The sequence below is a fragment of the Paenibacillus sp. FSL R10-2796 genome (assembly GCF_037965315.1).
Lineage (GTDB): Bacteria > Bacillota > Bacilli > Paenibacillales > Paenibacillaceae > Paenibacillus_AQ > Paenibacillus_AQ odorifer.
Window position 1 is genome coordinate 5451524 of sequence record NZ_CP150178.1, and the last position, 17815, is coordinate 5469338.

A 17815-nucleotide genomic window follows, 5' to 3' on the forward strand; every position below is an offset into this window, starting at 1 on the left:
TAAATACAGAGGAGATTTTTTAATTGTAATAGATAAATAATACATCCTCTATTATTTATCAGTAATTAAATTTTCGGTGTCCTTTGATAATTAAAGAAGTCTTTTATCAAGTACGTTCCTCTTTGCTCTGTAAAAATACAGAAGCGACGCAGCAGAAGCGCCATGATGGGTTTTAGGATTATACATACAAATCCCAAAGCTCTGAGCGATCATCTTCTGGCTCAAATCAATCCATGGTAGGTTTGAATCGCCATAACAAGTAAGAGGGATAATGATACTTCCGCCCGGCCAACGTTACTGTATTGGGGGCGGCCTGCTCGGATGAGGGGGAACTTCGGTACTGCCGGAGTTATGATGTTGCACACCATCAGCAGCTTGATAAAGACTATTTATCTCTGAAAAAACAACTTTCTAAGTTTATTTTACTTAAGATTCCGTTATAAAGGAGAATTTACTAATGAAGAGTGATTTTTACCAACATAAAGAACTTCCAGATATGTACGCTGTAATATATCATGATTTTCCTGACATTGTCACTGTTGTACAGATGCGTGAGATGCTTGGCGGTATAAGTAATAAGACTGCTTATAAGCTTTTACAAGAGAATAAAATTCATCATTTTAAGATTGGGCGCAATTATAAAATCCCTAAAATAAATATCCTACTATATCTTAATTTGTTCAACCACACTTTTAACCCTCCTCACTTTAACACTTTAGTGCATTGAACCGCCCCTTCCACGCGTGTTATAATTAACACGTCAATGGTAGGAGAAATGCGGGCTGCTATGAAGGAGGAATATTCATGGTAGCAGGCCACCTACAAGAAAAAAAAGGTCTTTTTTATATGGTCTTGAATTGCAAGGATGAGGAAGGTCAGAGAAAACCAAAGTGGATTCCTACTGGCCTTACGGTAAAAGGAAACAAAAAAAGAGCAGAAGCATTGCTATTAGAGACAAGGAGGGAATTTACTCTTCTTTTAAATGTTCCTGAGGAAGAACCGATAGTTGAAGAAATTAGCGAAGAAATGCCAGCCGATGAGCCATTTGATCAGGGTCCACTATTTTCTGTCTTCATGCTTCAGTGGCTAGCAATGATGAAACACAAGGTTGAATTTATCACTTACGCATCTTACCACAATATTATAACAAATCATGTTGTTCCTTACTTTGAAGAAAAGGGACTTTTTCTCAAAGAATTATTACCAAGTCATATTCAAGATTATTATCAATATGAGCTTGACAAAAATGGAGTGACAACCAACACAGTTCTCCATTATCACGCTAATATTCGCAAAGCACTAAAACATGCTCTCAAAAATGATTTAATTAACACTAATCCCGCAGATAAAATTGAACGACCTAAGAAGAATGATTTTGTCGGCAGTTTTTACAACAAGCAGGAGATTAATATCCTATTTGAAAAAGTTAAGGGCGAACTGATTGAACTTGCGGTCATTCTTGCTGCATTTTATGGATTGCGAAGAAGTGAAGTGATTGGACTTAAGTGGACTGCCATCAATTTCGTTAACAAAACGATAAGTATTCGTCATACTGTAACTCCGGTTTATTTTGAGGGAAAAGAACACATCATTGAAAAGGAGAGAACTAAAAACAAACCGAGCCGCCGCACCTTGCCTCTTGTGCCAGCCTTTGAAGAATTACTGCTACGTATTCGTGAGCTTCAAGCTCTTAATAAAGCCATATGTGGTAAATCATATTGTACTGATTATGAGGAGTATATCTATTTGGATAAGTTAGGACAACGAGTTAAACCCGGCTATATCACACAAAACTTTACTAGAAATCTTAAAAAAAATGGTTTGCGTCATATCCGTTATCACGACCTGCGTCATAGTTGTGCAAGCCTCTTACTCGCCAATGGAGTCAGTATGAAAGAAATTCAGGAATGGCTGGGACACAGCAACTATTCCACAACAGCCGACATTTATTCTCACTTGGAATACAGTTCCAAAGTATCTTCAGCATCAACAATGAGTAGTATCCTGATCTTTTAATAAAAAAAGATCGAATAACCCTCAATACTACTGAGAGTCATGCGATCTTCTCCTCGTTCTCTCCTCCGGAAAAAGGAGAGAACTGCAGGAGAGAACTCTATAAAAAGTTCTCTCCCAAACTGTTTCAAAAACCAAGGTTTTCCGGAAAAAACCCTTATAAATCAAGGATGCCGAGGACGGGGGTCGAACCCGTACGGTACTCACGTACCGCAGGATTTTAAGTCCTGTGCGTCTGCCTGTTCCGCCAAAGCCTTGATAACACTGGTTTTTTCAGTGATTGTCTTTTCTAGCCACAAAGGACTCCTTTCAATTTAAAAAGTCTAAATCTCAACGATTCTGTGTGTTGATACTAAGTTACTCTATTACCTCTAATTTGTAAATACACTATGTCCTTTGTACAAAAAAACAAAATAGAAATTCCCCTATAACTTGCTGACTCGTTTGCGTTCTTCCCCGTACAAGCCTTTTTACCAAGCACTCACGAAAGGTCATTCTCACACCATCGTTCAGCCTTGATCAGCTCTATTCATTCTAGGCTACAACCTTACCTAACAGCGCATTCAAACATGCTTCAGCAACCTCCCCCACGACTCCGTAAAATTCATATTTCAGATATACAAAGGGGGTACCTGCTATTAACTTATATTTACTGATTCAAACAGCTTACTCACTACTTTTTCTATAATGATTTTGCATCAATCGTACATGTTCATCTGATCTTTTAGTTTCATGAATTATTCCAGAATTTAGCCTATCAACGAAATCCTTTGCAAAACTTTTCAAAGGTCCCTTCTTTGAATTATTCCATTTTTTTATTGTTCTTCTAGTACTTTCCATTGCTTTTACAAACCCATATTCTCCTGTTACAACACCAGTTCTTGATAGTACATCCATAAGATTTGAAAGTAAATCCGCATGACCTTCGTAAGCTATAACAAATTCTTGACAGAACGAAAAAATAGAAGGATTTCCATCATACTTCCCTAATATCTCCAATATTATTTTTCCTTCAACAATATCCTTAGCAACTAAAAGAGTTCTAAGATATGACTCTAGAGGCTCATCAAATGAAGGAAAGATCTTTTGTAGTAAATCGCTAGCCTCATAACTAAAAAACCAATCCTCTCTTTTAAACCAATTAAGAATTTCTGGTATAACTATTTCAGAATGTTCTTTTAAAGGCTCCCCTAAATTATTAAGATGAAAAGGTATAGACTCATATTGAGGGATCAGTTTCTTCCTTTCGTCTTGACTCAGTAATCGCTTCTCAAAAAATCGCACTACCTTTAATGGCTCACTTTTTGCAATAGAAGTCAAAATTTCTTCAGCATGATATTCAATTTGAGGGCAACCAATAAGTGCTTCAATTAATTGATCTTGCTTTACATCATCGAAATGGTTAAGTATAGACTCTTCATCGAACCATATAAAATTAGTCCACCAAAATATATTTTTACTTGAAAGTTCATTTATTGTTCTTATAAAAAGACCCGTACTTTTTTCCTTGTTGACTTTGGTAGTATTTAAGATTCGAACTATCTCAATTAAAACCTCATTTTCATTTTTTTTAGATGCTTTTTCAAATATACGATTTAATATACCTGCTTCAACCTCTTCATCATACAAAAAGGAAAGTACACAGATTAAAAGATTTCTTTCTTCATTGATCCAATCATCTAATTGTTTTTGTGCATAATCACCATCACTTACTTTTAATCCAGCAATTATATGATGGAGAAATCTTTTGAAATCTTTTTCCAAATTAACAATTAATTCTTTTGCAAATTCACGATTGGATTTAGAAATATCAAATAGAAAACCATTGAAATATGAGTATTTGCCTGGTTCAATGAATTCAGATCCTTTGCAAATATCAACAATAAGTTCTATCCAGAATGCTTTATTTTCCTCAGAAATGATTTCCAAGTAATTATTAATTCTTTCATTTCGTATCAATTTCGATCTACGCCAATCCATTTCTTCTAGATAGTCTGAATCATACCCAACTAAATCCTTATAGATTTTATATCTATCGTTCGCCTTAATTAATTTTTTTAGGTCAGCTAATCCTTCGATACTAGTTGAAAATCTCCGCTGAAACCAATTAGCTTGTTCATCAATCTTTTTTATTATTTCTAAAGGGACTTTCCCATTTACAATGAATTGATACCAGTCGATAAGTGAAGTTGTATTTGTTACTACTAAGTTCACAATCTCTTCAGGACACCCCCCTCTATTTGGAGTTTTTGTTGCTTCTTTAAGAATATCCAAAATGCGTAGCTGTTGAGGAATTTCCTTAGCCACAAAATACAAACCCTTTAAAATTTCCACTGATTGCATTCTTAATTGTTTCAACGGTTCATCTACTGTTAGCGATTCATTTCCAAATATTATCGACTTATGATCTATACTCTCAGTAAAATTAAAGTCTAATTTAAAAACTTCCACAAACACGTAATTTACAATTTCTATTCTCGCTAGGCTTTCATAGATATCCCATTTTTTTATTTGTCCAATAATATAAAATTGCACCTGTAATCCAAATTGTTGTAGCACTCCTAACTTGTATTCAGCCAGTCTTTTAATTGAATCTAGAGCTAGCTTACTTATTTTCTCGTTCGTATTACGTGCAAGGTCAATATATATAGGGAATATTTGATCAGTGTAATGGTATTTAACTACATTTAAAATTTCTAAGCACTGCGTTACCACATAGCTAAAGTCGTTACCATAACTTAAAATCTCAGAACTTTCATCACCTTCCTTTACTCCTTGAGCGCGAGTTAACACCTCTTTTATAAAGTCAGTTAATTTGTATCCCGATGGTGTTTTATCTCCATACTTTTTTATATATTTAGATAGCAAACTTAATTTCAAATAAATCCCTCTTAAGTTATTAGTCTGTAGGATATCTTCATAAAAAGCATTTTGAAATATTTCATTCCCCTTTAACAGTTCTAAATATTCTGTATTAATAAATTCAAACTTATAATTTGCTGGTTTAATGTAGTCCTTCATAATAGTTTTCAGTTCGGTTTGGAAGAAATCCATTTTTTCTTTATCAAAATCAATCAAACCTTGAGGGGATTTGTATGTGATATTATGAGAAACCTCAGACCAAGCATGATATAATACAGTAGTTAATTGCAGTTCACATTTCAATCCTTCAAACTGAGCATATTCAGTTAAGTTTAGCCTGTCTTCTTTAAATTTAATTATTAAGTGCTGAGCATTATATCCATCATCAGAATACCTTAAGTTATTTTTCACTACATCAAATTCTTCATATATGCACCGCGAAAACTTTTGAATTTCACTGTCCAAATAAAAAATAACCCTACTACCCGCCATATCATCTAAGTCGAAGATACTGTTAATATTAGATAGGGCTCTATTTGTTGATAGCTTTTTAATTAAAGAGTCTTCTTCTTTTACTCTAGCACTTGCCAATTGAAATTGAAAACCATTGTTTTTTAATAACTTTTTCAATAGGAATAGAAGTGTGTCACAAAACTCATTGTAGATTTTCCGATTTTGATGGTACTCTTTTCTTAATTCGAGTATTCTTTCATTTTCCATAAAACAACCTCCTTAAGATGTCGAATAACTTCTCATTATTACTTCCCCATAACCTTCTTCACGAACTTCTCAGCTTTATAATCCTTTCGAACTTCATGCAACATACCACTATTCGCTTCTGACCACGACTCCAGTATCATCCTAGGCTCCCCTTCGATGATGTCACGTGCTGCTATGATGTCACCAATACTTGGCTGTAGCGAACACGATGGCTTTCTTAGCCTTATAGTACCTCATGCAAGAGAAGACCTCCTGCACAGCACTGATGCCCACTGGATGGTCAACAGAGTACCGCTTCGCCTGTATTACGTTTCTCATGCCCTCTCGATCTGTAAAAATCACATCCGCTCCGAAGTCTCTACTTCCTACAGTCTTATAAACCCCAGAGTAACCAAGTTCAATTAAAAACTTATACAAATACATTTCAAATCCAGAGCCATCTTCCATCTTATCAATATCTCTAATATCAATATCCTTTAAGTTATAGTCGTTAGATTTTAAATGACTCAAGTTGTTCTTTCGATTAAGAACTCTAAATACAATAAATCCAGCGACTACAACAACTGCTATAATCATCAAAAAAATAAATCCCAGCACGATTCAACCTCCATTTATGAGCATTACTTAATACGCCTGAATACCAAATTTCAATAGTTTCTTGGGAAAGATATCATCTAAATTCAATATGTCTTTATCATCAATCTCAATTAGGTTAAATCCATACTTTTTATATATCTCCAGCTTGATTTTTTTCCTTTCATTATATCTAGCATCATTTTCCAAACCCCAAAACTCTATGTATACTTTGCCAACAGGTAAATAAAAATCACAATAAACATCTTCCTCAATGGGTAGCTTTCTCTCATATGCATGAACAATCTCAGACATATACAACCAATTATCAATAAGCATTTCTGCTCTTGATCTTACATAATGCCCATCTGCCGATCTATGTGTTGCTTCAAATTTTTCTCTAAAGCCCACAGCAACTGTCTCAATCTTTTTGTTCTCAATTGCAGTCTCTACATTTTCACCACGTAACTCCTTCATCGTTTCAAGTAGCCGCTTGTTTGTTAAAATACTTGGTTCCCAGCATACATAAGGTACGCCATTTCGGTCATATTCAAACTGTTTTCCGCCTATACTCTCGCCAAGCTTAGTTATTAACCATCCCTTTACTCCTTTTTGCAATAAGCCAAGTTCAGACAGAATTGGATTAATGCGAAGCTTAGAAACTCCAAAGTGTTGGCTTAAAGCTACTATATTTATAAGTTTTTCTTCATTCAAATTTGTCAGGTTCAATTCATCCTTAATCGTCTCATCCCAAGCTATAAATGAGCCGTGTTGGGGATGATTCTTGATAATACCTCCCCTTGCTTTCCCTTGCTCCGTTAGAACCCAAGCATCATTTTCTCTAGTTATCAGTCCTAAGTTCATCATGACTCCAAATAAATCTTTAGATGTAAATCCCATCTCTTTTGACAATGCAGTTGTGGATAAATACTTCACCTTATCTGACATTTCCCGTTTAGTCTCCTATCCCAATTAAATTATTTCACCCCATAGATTATTCCACAATTTTACACCAACCGACTAATTCTTCATATAGGTTCTGCTTTAATAATATTTTGTATTGATCAATACTCGTATCAATATCACCATCGAGTATCTGGCTGTATGTGTACCAGCATTTCGTTACAACAACAATCCCTTTCCAACTGTAAACTAGCCCCCATCTGCTCCTACAAATAAAAAAACCACTCTTATTGAGTGGCTAGTCCTTATAAATTGCATCTACTGCTTTTTGCTTACCTTCTTCATATCGCATAGAATGTCTTAAAATTATGTCTAAACATTCCAAAGAAAGCATCCTTGGGCTTTTCTTATGCCCAATTTAATACAAGTATAAGGCATTAACCATTGTCACTGAGGGCTCATTGTTAACAGGTCAAACAGCCCTAAGATTGACTCCTAGGGCTTCTGGTTGGGATTAAGTTTTATTGAGTTAATCAAAAATAAAATAAGCAGAATCATCTAATGATATTTGCTTATTTTAATAGTTGTAAAACATTTTGTGGTTGTTGGTTTGTTTGAGCCAACATAGCTTGTGAAGCTTGAGATAATATTTGATTCTTAGTTAATTCCATCATTTCTTTAGCCATATCTACATCACGAATACGAGATTCAGAAGCAGTTAGATTTATTTCATAGTTGGAAGCATTATTTAATGCGTGTTCTAACCTATTTTGATAAGAAGCAAATTTACCACGCTCAGATGAAACTTTTTCAATTGCCTTATCTATCTTTGATATTGCAGATTCCGCACCTTGTCTTGTTGAAAGGTCAATATTATCAATTCCAAGTGCATTTATTCTAGCATCAGTAAGTTGAAGTGAGTATGATTCTCCAGAGTTAGCACCGATTTGTAATATTATACTCTCTGGAGTTGTCGTCGTCGTCGTATTAGTGATGGTTGTAGTAACTTCGGAATTGTAATTAATATGCGCAGTAGTTCCCGTCCCGAAAAAATGTCCTCCATTATTTGTTCCTCCTGCACCTCCACCAATTGTAGATGCCATATTTGCATCCGCAATGAGAACCAAATGATTTTCATATATTTGAAGCTTCATATTCTTTGAGAGTATCGTATTCTGTTGTGCCGATGTTCCGCTAGAACCAAGCTTAATAGACTCGAAAGTATTCTTAATATTATTTAAAGTCTCTTTTAAATCTGCACCAATAGGAGTGTATATATCATCTGGATTTGATGGTGGATTTGTGAAGGTAAAAACAATTCTTCCATCTCCAGTTGTTTGTGGGAAATATCCAAGACCAAAAACTTCAGTTCCAGTTGGATTTTGTAGAAATTCAGTGTAATAAACAGCCCCTGTGGATAATATACTTACAGTTTGAGGTACCAAGTTAGTTACAGTTGTTGTAGTTGTTGTAGTTATGGTTGTGCCTTCTGTATTCAATAAATTATTTTCATTAAATTTAGTATTATTAGCAATCTCATTAATACCCTCTTTAATTTGTTGAACCTCTTCTTGTATTTGTTGTCTATCCTCATTGGTCAAAGTATCATTAGCAGATTGAATAGCCAACTCCCGTAGTCTTAGTAGGTTAGGGTCTTGAATTTCAGAAAGACCACCCTCAGCAGTTTGAATTAGAGATATCCCGTCTTGTATATTACGTTCAGCTTGTTGCAGTCCTCTTATTTGGGCTCTCATCTTTTCACTTATGGCTAATCCTGCTGAATCATCACTGGCTTTGTTAATTCGTAATCCAGAAGCTAACTTTTCCATAGATGATGCTGTATTTTTGTTGTTTTTATTTAATTTATTTAATGTATTTAATGATGAAATATTATGGTTAATAATCACAAGAAATCTCCTTGAAATGAATGTTTTATAAATTATACCATTTGAAGAAGTATACAACAATTAGTTTGGCTGAAGCAGAAGATTATTAAGAAATGTGGGGTTCGAACTATTTAATAAAGTTAGAAAATATGAGAATTAATTTATATAACAGAATGTCAGAATGACCACTTCATAATTGAAGTGGTCATTTTAATTAGATTGAAATGTAAATTTTTATTTAAATAATACTTTGTATTAGATACTGTACGGTGAACCTTATCATAGATGACAGGTAAGATATTACGCTGCGAAGAACAATAGTTCAATTAGCCCCTTTATCATAAGGCGGTTTTTCTTTTAGTTGAAAACCAACAATCTTACATAGTAGTCTAAAAGTTTCGACTTTTGCCATAGGGTGAAAATAGTTCAAAAGTCTAAAACATCCGTACTTGTAATTGTACAAAAGATAGTCTAGAATTGATTGTATAGAAGTTAACTAACTTTTAGATGAATGGAGTATTTACAATGACAATGTACGGATACGCTAGAACATCGACAGTTGGGCAGGACAATGGACTAGAGACTCAGAAGCAACTTCTTAAAGAAGCAGGATGTGCTAACATCTATCATGAGCAAGTGACTGGAACATCCACAGAGAAGCGTTCTGCATCGAAGGAACTATTAGAAGCAATGTCAGAAGGTGATACGCTTGTAGTAACCAAGATAGACCGACTTGCAAGAAGCATTATCGACTTGAACAACATTGTCAATGACTTGCTTGCTAGAGGTATCAATGTGAAATTCTTAAAGGATAATCTACACTTTGAAGCTGTTGAGAAGGCTAGTCCTATGCAATCTCTAATGTTTAACATGTTAGGCTCATTCGCACAGTTTGAGAGAGACTTGATAGTAGACCGCACAACAGAAGGCAGAGAACGAGCTAAAGCTAAAGGTACTCACATGGGTCGTCCTGCAAAGGATGCAAGCATCATCAAACGTGCTTTGAATCTGTACGCTGAACGTGAGACAAATGCACTGACAGTAAGCGAAATCATCAAGTCCACTGGCATACCTAAAGCTACATTGTATGCTGAACTAAAAAAGCTAGAAAAGTCATAGTAGTTTCAGTGAATTTGAAGTCTATTATTGAATAGGATTTTTTCCTATGATCTTACTCTATCCCCTTTAGGATTTATAGATTACTGTTCAGACTGAATATAAAGGAACCTTAAACAATTTGGAATGATGGAGCTTAGAAAGTGATTATACATTAATAGCCCTAACTCTTAATTACAAGATTAGAGCTAATTGACGTTAACATAGTTTCTTAGTCCAAATCTATTATGGAAGCAGCGATCTTAACTGCACTAGGAGTCACTGTGATGGTACTAGAACCACATCTAAGAGTAACATTCGTATCAGACTCAACTACCACTTCTCACCGACATCCTACATCCTACATCCTACATCTTAACTGCACCACCTTGTGCCGCATTTAACTCCAACGTTCTCATGTTTCCTACGTCATTAAAGAAAGCCTACGAGCAATAATCGGCTCATAGGCATGTTCTTGTTTAAATCTCATCATTCATCATCATTATCAAACATTGCTTCAATGGTTTCTAATCTGTCTTTTTGGCTCATGAGATGAAATGGTATAACTCGATCCTTATGATATTTCCGTGTTACTAACTGATCTATTAATTCATTTTTAGATAACAAATTCAAGATTTTAGTTTGGTCAACCAATTTACTCTCGATCTTCCACATCAATTTTTCAATTGCTTTGAGTCGTTCATCTGTATAAGACACAGTTGAAAGTACATTGTCAGTCAACACATTGACACTCTCGTTAAGTTGATTAAGTCGCTCCTGAATCATCTGTGCTTCGTGCATTATTTCACCTCTTTTGGATTCTGCTCAGGAAATAGTTCATCAAAGACTTTGGCGAGTTTTAATATAGAATCTGATGTGAGAGTATTAAAATACATTTCATTACACTTTGCACATTTGGCTCCTCTGCAAGTGGAGACGTTAAACAACAACGTCCCTCCAAGTTTTAGTTCAATACTTATATCAGTATTTGGAACCTCATTGCAACCGCACATAGGACAATCAGTTAAATTAATCTCTCCTTCACCATAATCTGACTTTAACTTCCTCTTCTGATGTAGTACTTTCCGTTCTTCTAAATCTCCCTCTCCATATGCCATTACCCATAGTTCTTCAAGGGTCTTGCCTTCAAGTGATTCAGGCACTACGTTTTTGTCATTGACTACAATCGAAATCTTATAATAAACTCCTGTTATGCTTGTCAACACTGTTTTCAGCAATGACAAATACTCACTCTCCAATATTTCCTTTTTCAGAGTAGTATTGGTTCCAAATATGATACTTACATCACTTGATATATCTTCTATACTAAAGCCTGTAAAATAAGTATAGAATGCTGGAATAGTGAGTTGGTTTCGTATAACACCTAAAAGCTTCGTATGCAGGGTATTCATATACTCAATTTTCAAAGTTTCATCGTTTTCTCGGGACTTCTGCCATAACTGCGAAAGAATACTCTCGAAATTTTCAAGAATCCGCTTACTACGCTCTTCTTTACTCTCCATTTAAAAACCTCCCACTATAAATAAAACTCAGATTTTATTTAGTATGAGAGTACTAAGTAGTTCTTTCATGTTTGATGTATTTACATCAAACATAGTCCCATTCTCTACTTCTGATAATTTCACGTTGGAATAACGAATACTGTAACTTGTTTTAAAACCAGCTTGTGATGATTTTGATATTTTGCATCGACTAATAAGCAGGATTCTTAATTTATAATCCCCATTAGAAGACACAGGCTCAATGTGCCAAAGAATTTCAGCTAAATTTTTTTTCTGATTATACATTAGTCTTGTTATAGGTGTTTTTCCAGAAATAATTTTTACGTTTACTTCCTTACCAATCAAATCAGTCAATGGAAAACCCTCCATGGATAATGGAACATCAGACATTTAAATTCCTCCTTTAGAATATAAAATCGAATTAATTTACGAATAAACCATTACTTAATATCTACATTCAGACCACCTCCCTTAAAGGTGCCAAATAAAGTACAGAGCCAAATTTTGACCAAAGAAAAAGCGGAGGGCATATTAGCCACTCCGCTTCTTAAAACCGTATGGTATTGTCTCGAAATCTCGATATATAAAGATGTTCATAAGCACTCTCCTTTTTTTCAAAATAATTATCAAGTGATAATACCACATCAAACAAACTTTTGTAAATTCGTGCCAAATAAAGTACTGTTTAGAAAGGAAGATCATTCAATTCGTCATCATCGTACTCTTCTATTGAAGAATCATCAGATAGATATTTCCCACCAGTCTTTTCATATGTCGATTGACTCATAACTTTCCGTACAGCTACATCCTTTCTTGAATCAGTAAATTGACTGCTGTCCAGAGTTCTATAGCCATTCGCTGGAATTCTTTTATCTTGTGCCAAATAAGGCACAAAAGTGTTATGTGAATTTATAATCATATTATGCGCTTCTAAAGTTACTATAACTTCGGAAAGCTTAGTACTCTTAATACCAGTGTCCGCTACTAATTGTTCAATGGTGCTATTGTATTCACCTCGGAAGTAACCATTCATACACTTGAAGAAAGAATACAAATAGAATCCAACAACTCCTATGTCGCTGTGCTTCATGCAAAATATAAATGTATTTATATCCAAATTAGTTGTGTTTTCGAATTGATAGAAGTACCCTGTCACTTCATTCTCTCTTTCAGATTGTTCATCTCCATATATACCTCTAACAGGTAAGTTAATCTTTCTAGCCTTCGGTGCATTAAATATCCCAGTCAATTTATTTTGAGAAGAATACATGTGCCAATCCACAAAATTATAATCCGTAATTCCATAGTCATCAGTGTAATAGTCAATGTTTATTGGGTAATCGCTCTCCTTTCGCAAATAACCTAATTCGGATAGGATACCTTGTTTTTTGGTGATGTAACTTTTCCCATCCTTTCCTCTGCTATGAGGTGAAGTGTTACAGATCATATACATAACCGCATCATCAATGAAATTCTCTCCGCTTTCCTTATCATAATACGTAAATCTTGCATACCTATACATGTATGAAGCTAAGTAAAGATAAGAAAAGGCAAATGCAATGTGGGTTGCATTTGCCTTTCGTGTTTTGAAGTCTTTACAATTAACTAAGTCGTTAAAAACCTCATTGGGTATGTATATTCTATGTTTACTTTCTCTATCTACATCTAATATCGATCTCAATTCTCTTTCATCATAGTATGTGTCACTCTTGATAGCCAACCAATCACCTCTATATATTCACTAATAAACGTACATTATCTATGCTGATATTTTTTCAACGCTTTCTTTAATTCATCATTCTTCTCAAACATCCAGAAAGGCATAAAAGTTTTATCGTGAAGTGCATAACAAATAAATGAAATGCCCTTGTCCATTTTAAGAAACTTGAACAAAGGTACTGAGTAACAATAATAATATTCTCTCGCTAATGCTTTGCTCACAATGATTCATTCTCCTCGTTGCCAAACCCACCAATAATGTAATCTCGATATTGTTTTTCCTTTTCCTTGTGGAGATTCACGATCTCGTTCTCATACATTGATAACATAGGAACTGATACCCCAATTTTTGATGTCAATTCTTTTAATTTTATCTTCTGTTGCTTTCTCAACAACTGGTAACCTTGTCTTACACTAAACTCAAATTGCATTCTGTAACTCCCCCTCAAAATTGTCTTCTTAACTTATTAAGTGGTAGCAGCTTAAAAAGTTAAGCATTTTGGCAGGGGATGTTGATGCAAAATCAATTACGTGCGATTTGCGGTATATATATAATATATAGATATACAATAATAGATTTATCTATATATAATATATATTCTATATACACCGTAATTCGTACATTTTAGAAATTCCACTTTTGACCACTACCTTCCTAGAGATTGATTCATGCACTGTTACCTTTATAGCTATTCATGGTTTTATATTATTTTAAAGGTTAAAAAGCACTAGAATTGATTCCTTCGAAAGCGTTTCAAATTTATAATGACAATGGAAAAAGTCAGTACCTATCGTGTCGTGGAAATTCTAATAAGGGTTTCTGCGGGTATGTGTATAGCAGATTAACTCTCACCTAAACGTTTTTCCAACTCTAAACCACCCCGTCCCTGAATAAATAGAACTAACATCTCCCCTATATAGTTATGGAGTACTATCTTAAAATCACACGCTAGAGTAAAACTTCAGGGCTAGATATAGCAATAATGTGAATTTGGTCTGGTATGAGGTATTCAAAATCGAGGAAAAAATGATAGAGGGGAGAGGAATCTGACGATTCATTCTCCTCTCCTTTCTAAATTATTATACTGTCTTTACAAATCACAACTTCTTTAGTCTTTTCGTTTCAGGTAACAATTGACAGGGAACACCGTAGATCCCGTGACGATGTCCAAATGGGCTTACGAAAATGCCTACTTGGCTGAAGGAGTTGGTAGTTATCACAGCTTGATTCCTGATGGTGCCAAACACTTTGGCCTCAATGTAACTGGAGCCTCTATTAATGAAACCCAGAAGATTATTAATGCCCTAACGCAAGGAAAGCTTGTAATTGCCATTATGGGAAAAGGCCATTTTACTTCATCAGGGCATTTTATGGTACTACGTGGTGTTACCTCAGAGGGGGAAATTTTGATTGCTGATCCGGCCAGCCGCAAACGTAGCGAACAAGTGTGGGATTTCTCCATCATCTTGAACGAAGCCCGGAAGAACGCTTCTGCCGGCGGTCCGTTTTGGATTATAGGTTGAGGGAGGGAAATAGATGCGAAATGAACAAAAAGATGCGAGCGTAAATGCTTCGTTGCTAAACGTGATTACCCCTTTGGGGTTGGAATTTTCGCGTAACAGTCTGATAATTGGAGAACAAGCAGCCAAGATTTACGGCGTGATTCAATATCCCCCAAAGGCAAATGTTGGCTGGTTATCTGCGCTCACCAATTTACCTTCCACCATGGTCTCCATTGGATTTCACCCCATCGACAATAGCGCACTCATCTCATCCATATCTAAGTCCATTACTCAAAACCGCAGTACAGCGGACAACGCCAAAGATGCGCTCACAAGACAACGAGCAGAAAAAGCTGCAGTAGATGGAGAACGCATTATGCTTCAAATTGACCAAAATGGAGAAACCGTCGGGCTCATGAATGTACTGGTCATGCCCTTTGCTAATGATGACAAGCTATTTGCTCGAACCTGCCGGCGAGTAGAGAATACCTTCAGCCTGATGCGCTGTAAGATTCGAACTCTGGCTCACTTGCAGAAAGAGAGTTTGCAGCAGCTATCCCCCATGTATCCGGCACAGGATACCATTGAAAACATCTTGAACAAAATCATGCCCATGAGCACCTTCGTTGGAGGATTTCCGTTCGCTAGTAGCGGTTTTAATGATGGCACTGGCTATTATCTGGCTAAAGACTCCAGTGGTGGTCTTATTATTATTGATCCCTGGAAACGCGGTGGAGATCGCACAAATTCTAACATCGTCGTTATGGGTGTAGCTGGAGTTGGTAAGTCCACAGCGGTAAAGCATGTTGCACTGAGCGAATATATGAAAGGCACCAAAGTTATCTTTATCGATCCAGAATCGGAGTACAAAGAGCTTTGTCAACAGCTAGGGGGGGATTGGATTAATGCCGGAGGTGGTTCCCTCGGCAAAATTAACCCACTACAGATTCGGCCAGCTCCGCGGGATGAGGAAGGAGAAGAACATCCCCTTTATAAAGATGAAGGAAACGGAATGTCTGACTTGGCCCTACATCTTAAAAACCTGGAGATTTTCTTCAATCTATATCTTCCTGATTTGAATATGATGCAGCTCGCTGTACTCAAGCAATGCCTAATCGAGCTGTATAACCAATTTCACATCACCTGGACAACCGATATTTCGACACTTCAGAGCACCGATTTCCCTACCTTCAGTGATTTGTACACTCTCGTTCAGTTTAAAGAGCAGGCTGTAGGCGATCAGATTTACAAGGAGTTAGTGCTCCTACTTTTTGACATCGCTAATGGCGGAGACTCTTTCCTCTGGAATGGTCACAGCACCATTCAGACCCGTAGCCGCTGCATTTGCTTAGATACGCATTCCCTACAAAACACCAGCGAAAACATCAAACGAACCCAATATTTCAATTTGCTTTCCTGGTGCTGGGAGCAGATGTCGCAGGATCGAACGGAGCGAGTTCTCTTGATTTGTGATGAAACATATTTAATGATCGACCCGAAGGTTCCTCAAAGCTTGGTATTTCTTCGCAACGTTGAAAAGCGCGCTCGTAAATATGAAGCTGCATTAGCTATAGTTTCTCACAGCGTCGTTGATTTTCTTGCTCCAGAAATCAAGATGTACGGACAAGCCCTATTGGACATTCCCTGCATTAAGATATTGATGGGGACTGATGGCAAAAATCTTCAGGAAACTAAAGAACTCTACAATCTGACGGATGCAGAAGAGGAATTATTGGCAGGCAAGAAGCGCGAACACTCTCTGCTTATGATTGGCTCCAAGCGTATCCATGCCCATTTTGAGATCCCCGATTATAAGTTTGCTTACATGGGTTCGGCGGGAGGACGTTAACGATGAATAAACACAAACAGATTATTGAGCTATTCTTTTACATCGGTCTGGTGATCGTTGGAGTCATTCTCTTACTGATGAAATGAGGGGGTAACGTATGATCTTATATTTAACAAGCGAGGCTCATGTCAATTTGCTAGACTTTCTGGAGCAAGAGCTTCCCATTAAAAAATTAATTGGTACCTTTAATCTCCTTTCCTTTGTCGTAAAGGACATGCGGAATTTTTCTCATGCCCAATTTGTTGTACTGGATCGGATGGCAATAAGTGAATCTGACGAGGGTCTGATTCAAGCACTTCTCTCGTATCAAACGATTTATGGAATGCGTGTAGTTATCATAGATGAGGGACTGCCAGCTGGCAGTCCCTTGGTTCAGCAATTAATTCAGATCGGCATCTTTGACATTGTAGCGGCTTCGGAAATTGAAGTACTACAAGACGAGTTAAGACAGTGTTTTTCCGACGGTGGAATGCAACGATTCAAACCGACTGTAGAGACTGTTGAGGTAGTATACGAAAAGCAGTCCCAACATTCCCCCGAACAGACAAAGTATCAATTCTCCTGTACTAATCTTAGAGTAGCTGTCGCGGGTAGTGATCGACGAGTGGGAACTACTATAACAGCAATGAACCTGGTCTGTTGGATCAATACCCACGGTGGAAGAGCCTGTTATGTAGAGGCGAATTCTAATAATCATTTGGCGCATATTATCCATTTATACGAACCGAAAAAAACTGGAAACGCATATAAGTTGGAAGGCAATGATCTTTATATAACAGAAAAATTAAACCGAAATTATAACGTTATTGTAATGGATTGTGGGGTCCTTGGTGAACGCATTCAGGAGAGTTTTTCCACGGCGGACATTCGACTTTTATGCGGGTCTGCTATGCCTTATGATTTGGCACGATTTTATCGAGCTATAGAACGATGTAAAGATCTATCTATACAGTCACTTGGATTGTTTGTTCCTCATGATTTGAGACGATATATGCTTGAAGCAATTGATTCAAGTATTATTTTCGGGGAATTATCTAACAAATTATTTAATTCGACCAGTAATGGTGATTTATATGAATCGCTGCTTAAAGCACACGCCACAATAAATGATATGCCGTGAGCCATTAATGCTTAAACTCCTGATTGATTTTAGAAATTGAAACAGCGAT

16 protein-coding genes and 1 tRNA gene are annotated in these 17815 nt (G+C 36.3%); 6 read left to right on the forward strand and 11 right to left on the reverse strand.

The genetic code is table 11. The annotated features are described in order from the left end of the window. The first annotated feature begins 457 nt into the window (after positions 1 to 457). Positions 458 to 727, forward strand: a complete 270-nt coding sequence (locus NST58_RS24500) for a helix-turn-helix domain-containing protein (protein ID WP_179086289.1) — start codon at positions 458 to 460, stop codon at positions 725 to 727. Between the two features lie 77 nt (positions 728 to 804). Next, positions 805 to 2016, forward strand: coding sequence for a site-specific integrase (locus NST58_RS24505; RefSeq protein ID WP_076192012.1), 1212 nt, complete (start codon positions 805 to 807; stop codon positions 2014 to 2016). Between the two features lie 171 nt (positions 2017 to 2187). Here the strand turns inward: NST58_RS24505 and NST58_RS24510 are convergent. From NST58_RS24510 to NST58_RS24530, 5 genes are all read right to left on the reverse strand, one after another. After that, positions 2188 to 2262, reverse strand: a tRNA-Leu gene (locus tag NST58_RS24510). Between the two features lie 417 nt (positions 2263 to 2679). Further along, positions 2680 to 5595, reverse strand: coding sequence for a RelA/SpoT domain-containing protein (locus NST58_RS24515; RefSeq protein ID WP_076305303.1), 2916 nt, complete (start codon positions 5593 to 5595; stop codon positions 2680 to 2682). Positions 5596 to 5775: 180 nt separating this feature from the next. Next, a complete protein-coding gene (locus NST58_RS24520; protein ID WP_256716615.1) occupies positions 5776 to 6192 on the reverse strand; it encodes a restriction endonuclease in 417 nt (138 codons plus the stop codon). 27 nt (positions 6193 to 6219) lie between these two features. Next, positions 6220 to 7116, reverse strand: a complete 897-nt coding sequence (locus NST58_RS24525) for a glycerol kinase (RefSeq protein ID WP_076305304.1) — start codon at positions 7114 to 7116, stop codon at positions 6220 to 6222. 527 nt (positions 7117 to 7643) lie between these two features. Continuing rightward, on the reverse strand, positions 7644 to 8978 hold the full coding sequence (locus NST58_RS24530) for a flagellin (protein ID WP_076305305.1): 1335 nt from the start codon (positions 8976 to 8978) through the stop codon (positions 7644 to 7646). 504 nt (positions 8979 to 9482) lie between these two features. Between NST58_RS24530 and NST58_RS24535 the strand changes: the two genes are divergently transcribed. After that, entirely contained in the window at positions 9483 to 10076 is a 594-nt protein-coding gene (locus tag NST58_RS24535) for a recombinase family protein (protein ID WP_076305306.1), read from the forward strand. Positions 10077 to 10541: 465 nt separating this feature from the next. Here NST58_RS24535 and NST58_RS24540 read toward each other — a convergent pair whose 3' ends face one another. The 6 genes from NST58_RS24540 to NST58_RS24565 all read right to left on the reverse strand — a co-directional run bounded on the left by NST58_RS24540 (position 10542) and on the right by NST58_RS24565 (position 13725). Next, positions 10542 to 10853 carry a hypothetical protein gene (locus NST58_RS24540; RefSeq protein WP_076305307.1) on the reverse strand — a complete coding sequence of 104 codons (312 nt, stop codon included), beginning with the start codon at positions 10851 to 10853 and terminating at the stop codon, positions 10542 to 10544. Then, positions 10853 to 11575 carry a hypothetical protein gene (locus NST58_RS24545; RefSeq protein ID WP_076305308.1) on the reverse strand — a complete coding sequence of 241 codons (723 nt, stop codon included), beginning with the start codon at positions 11573 to 11575 and terminating at the stop codon, positions 10853 to 10855. The genes NST58_RS24540 and NST58_RS24545 overlap by 1 nt, the downstream gene beginning before the upstream one ends. 27 nt (positions 11576 to 11602) lie before the next feature. Then, positions 11603 to 11965 carry a hypothetical protein gene (locus NST58_RS24550; protein WP_076305309.1) on the reverse strand — a complete coding sequence of 121 codons (363 nt, stop codon included), beginning with the start codon at positions 11963 to 11965 and terminating at the stop codon, positions 11603 to 11605. 295 nt (positions 11966 to 12260) lie between these two features. Beyond that, positions 12261 to 13295: a hypothetical protein gene (locus NST58_RS24555; protein WP_076305310.1), complete on the reverse strand. Its 1035-nt coding sequence runs from the start codon at positions 13293 to 13295 to the stop codon at positions 12261 to 12263. 35 nt (positions 13296 to 13330) lie between these two features. Continuing rightward, positions 13331 to 13516, reverse strand: a complete 186-nt coding sequence (locus NST58_RS24560) for a hypothetical protein (protein WP_076305311.1) — start codon at positions 13514 to 13516, stop codon at positions 13331 to 13333. Continuing rightward, positions 13513 to 13725, reverse strand: coding sequence for a helix-turn-helix transcriptional regulator (locus NST58_RS24565; protein ID WP_076305312.1), 213 nt, complete (start codon positions 13723 to 13725; stop codon positions 13513 to 13515). Before NST58_RS24565 ends, NST58_RS24560 begins: the two co-directional genes overlap by 4 nt. Before the next feature lie 703 nt (positions 13726 to 14428). On the opposite strand from NST58_RS24565, the gene NST58_RS24570 reads away from it, so the two are divergent. The 3 genes from NST58_RS24570 (at position 14429) to NST58_RS24580 (ending at position 17766) form a co-directional block, all read left to right on the forward strand. After that, complete coding sequence (locus NST58_RS24570; RefSeq protein WP_256716617.1) at positions 14429 to 14818, forward strand: C39 family peptidase; 390 nt, start codon at positions 14429 to 14431, stop codon at positions 14816 to 14818. A gap of 13 nt (positions 14819 to 14831) precedes the next feature. Continuing rightward, the gene (locus NST58_RS24575; protein ID WP_076305313.1) at positions 14832 to 16646 is read left to right on the forward strand and encodes a hypothetical protein; all 1815 of its coding nucleotides are present in this window, start codon (positions 14832 to 14834) and stop codon (positions 16644 to 16646) included. A gap of 97 nt (positions 16647 to 16743) precedes the next feature. Further along, positions 16744 to 17766 (forward strand): hypothetical protein, encoded by a 1023-nt coding sequence (locus NST58_RS24580; protein ID WP_256716618.1) that lies wholly within the window; start codon positions 16744 to 16746, stop codon positions 17764 to 17766. Positions 17767 to 17815 lie beyond the last annotated feature (49 nt).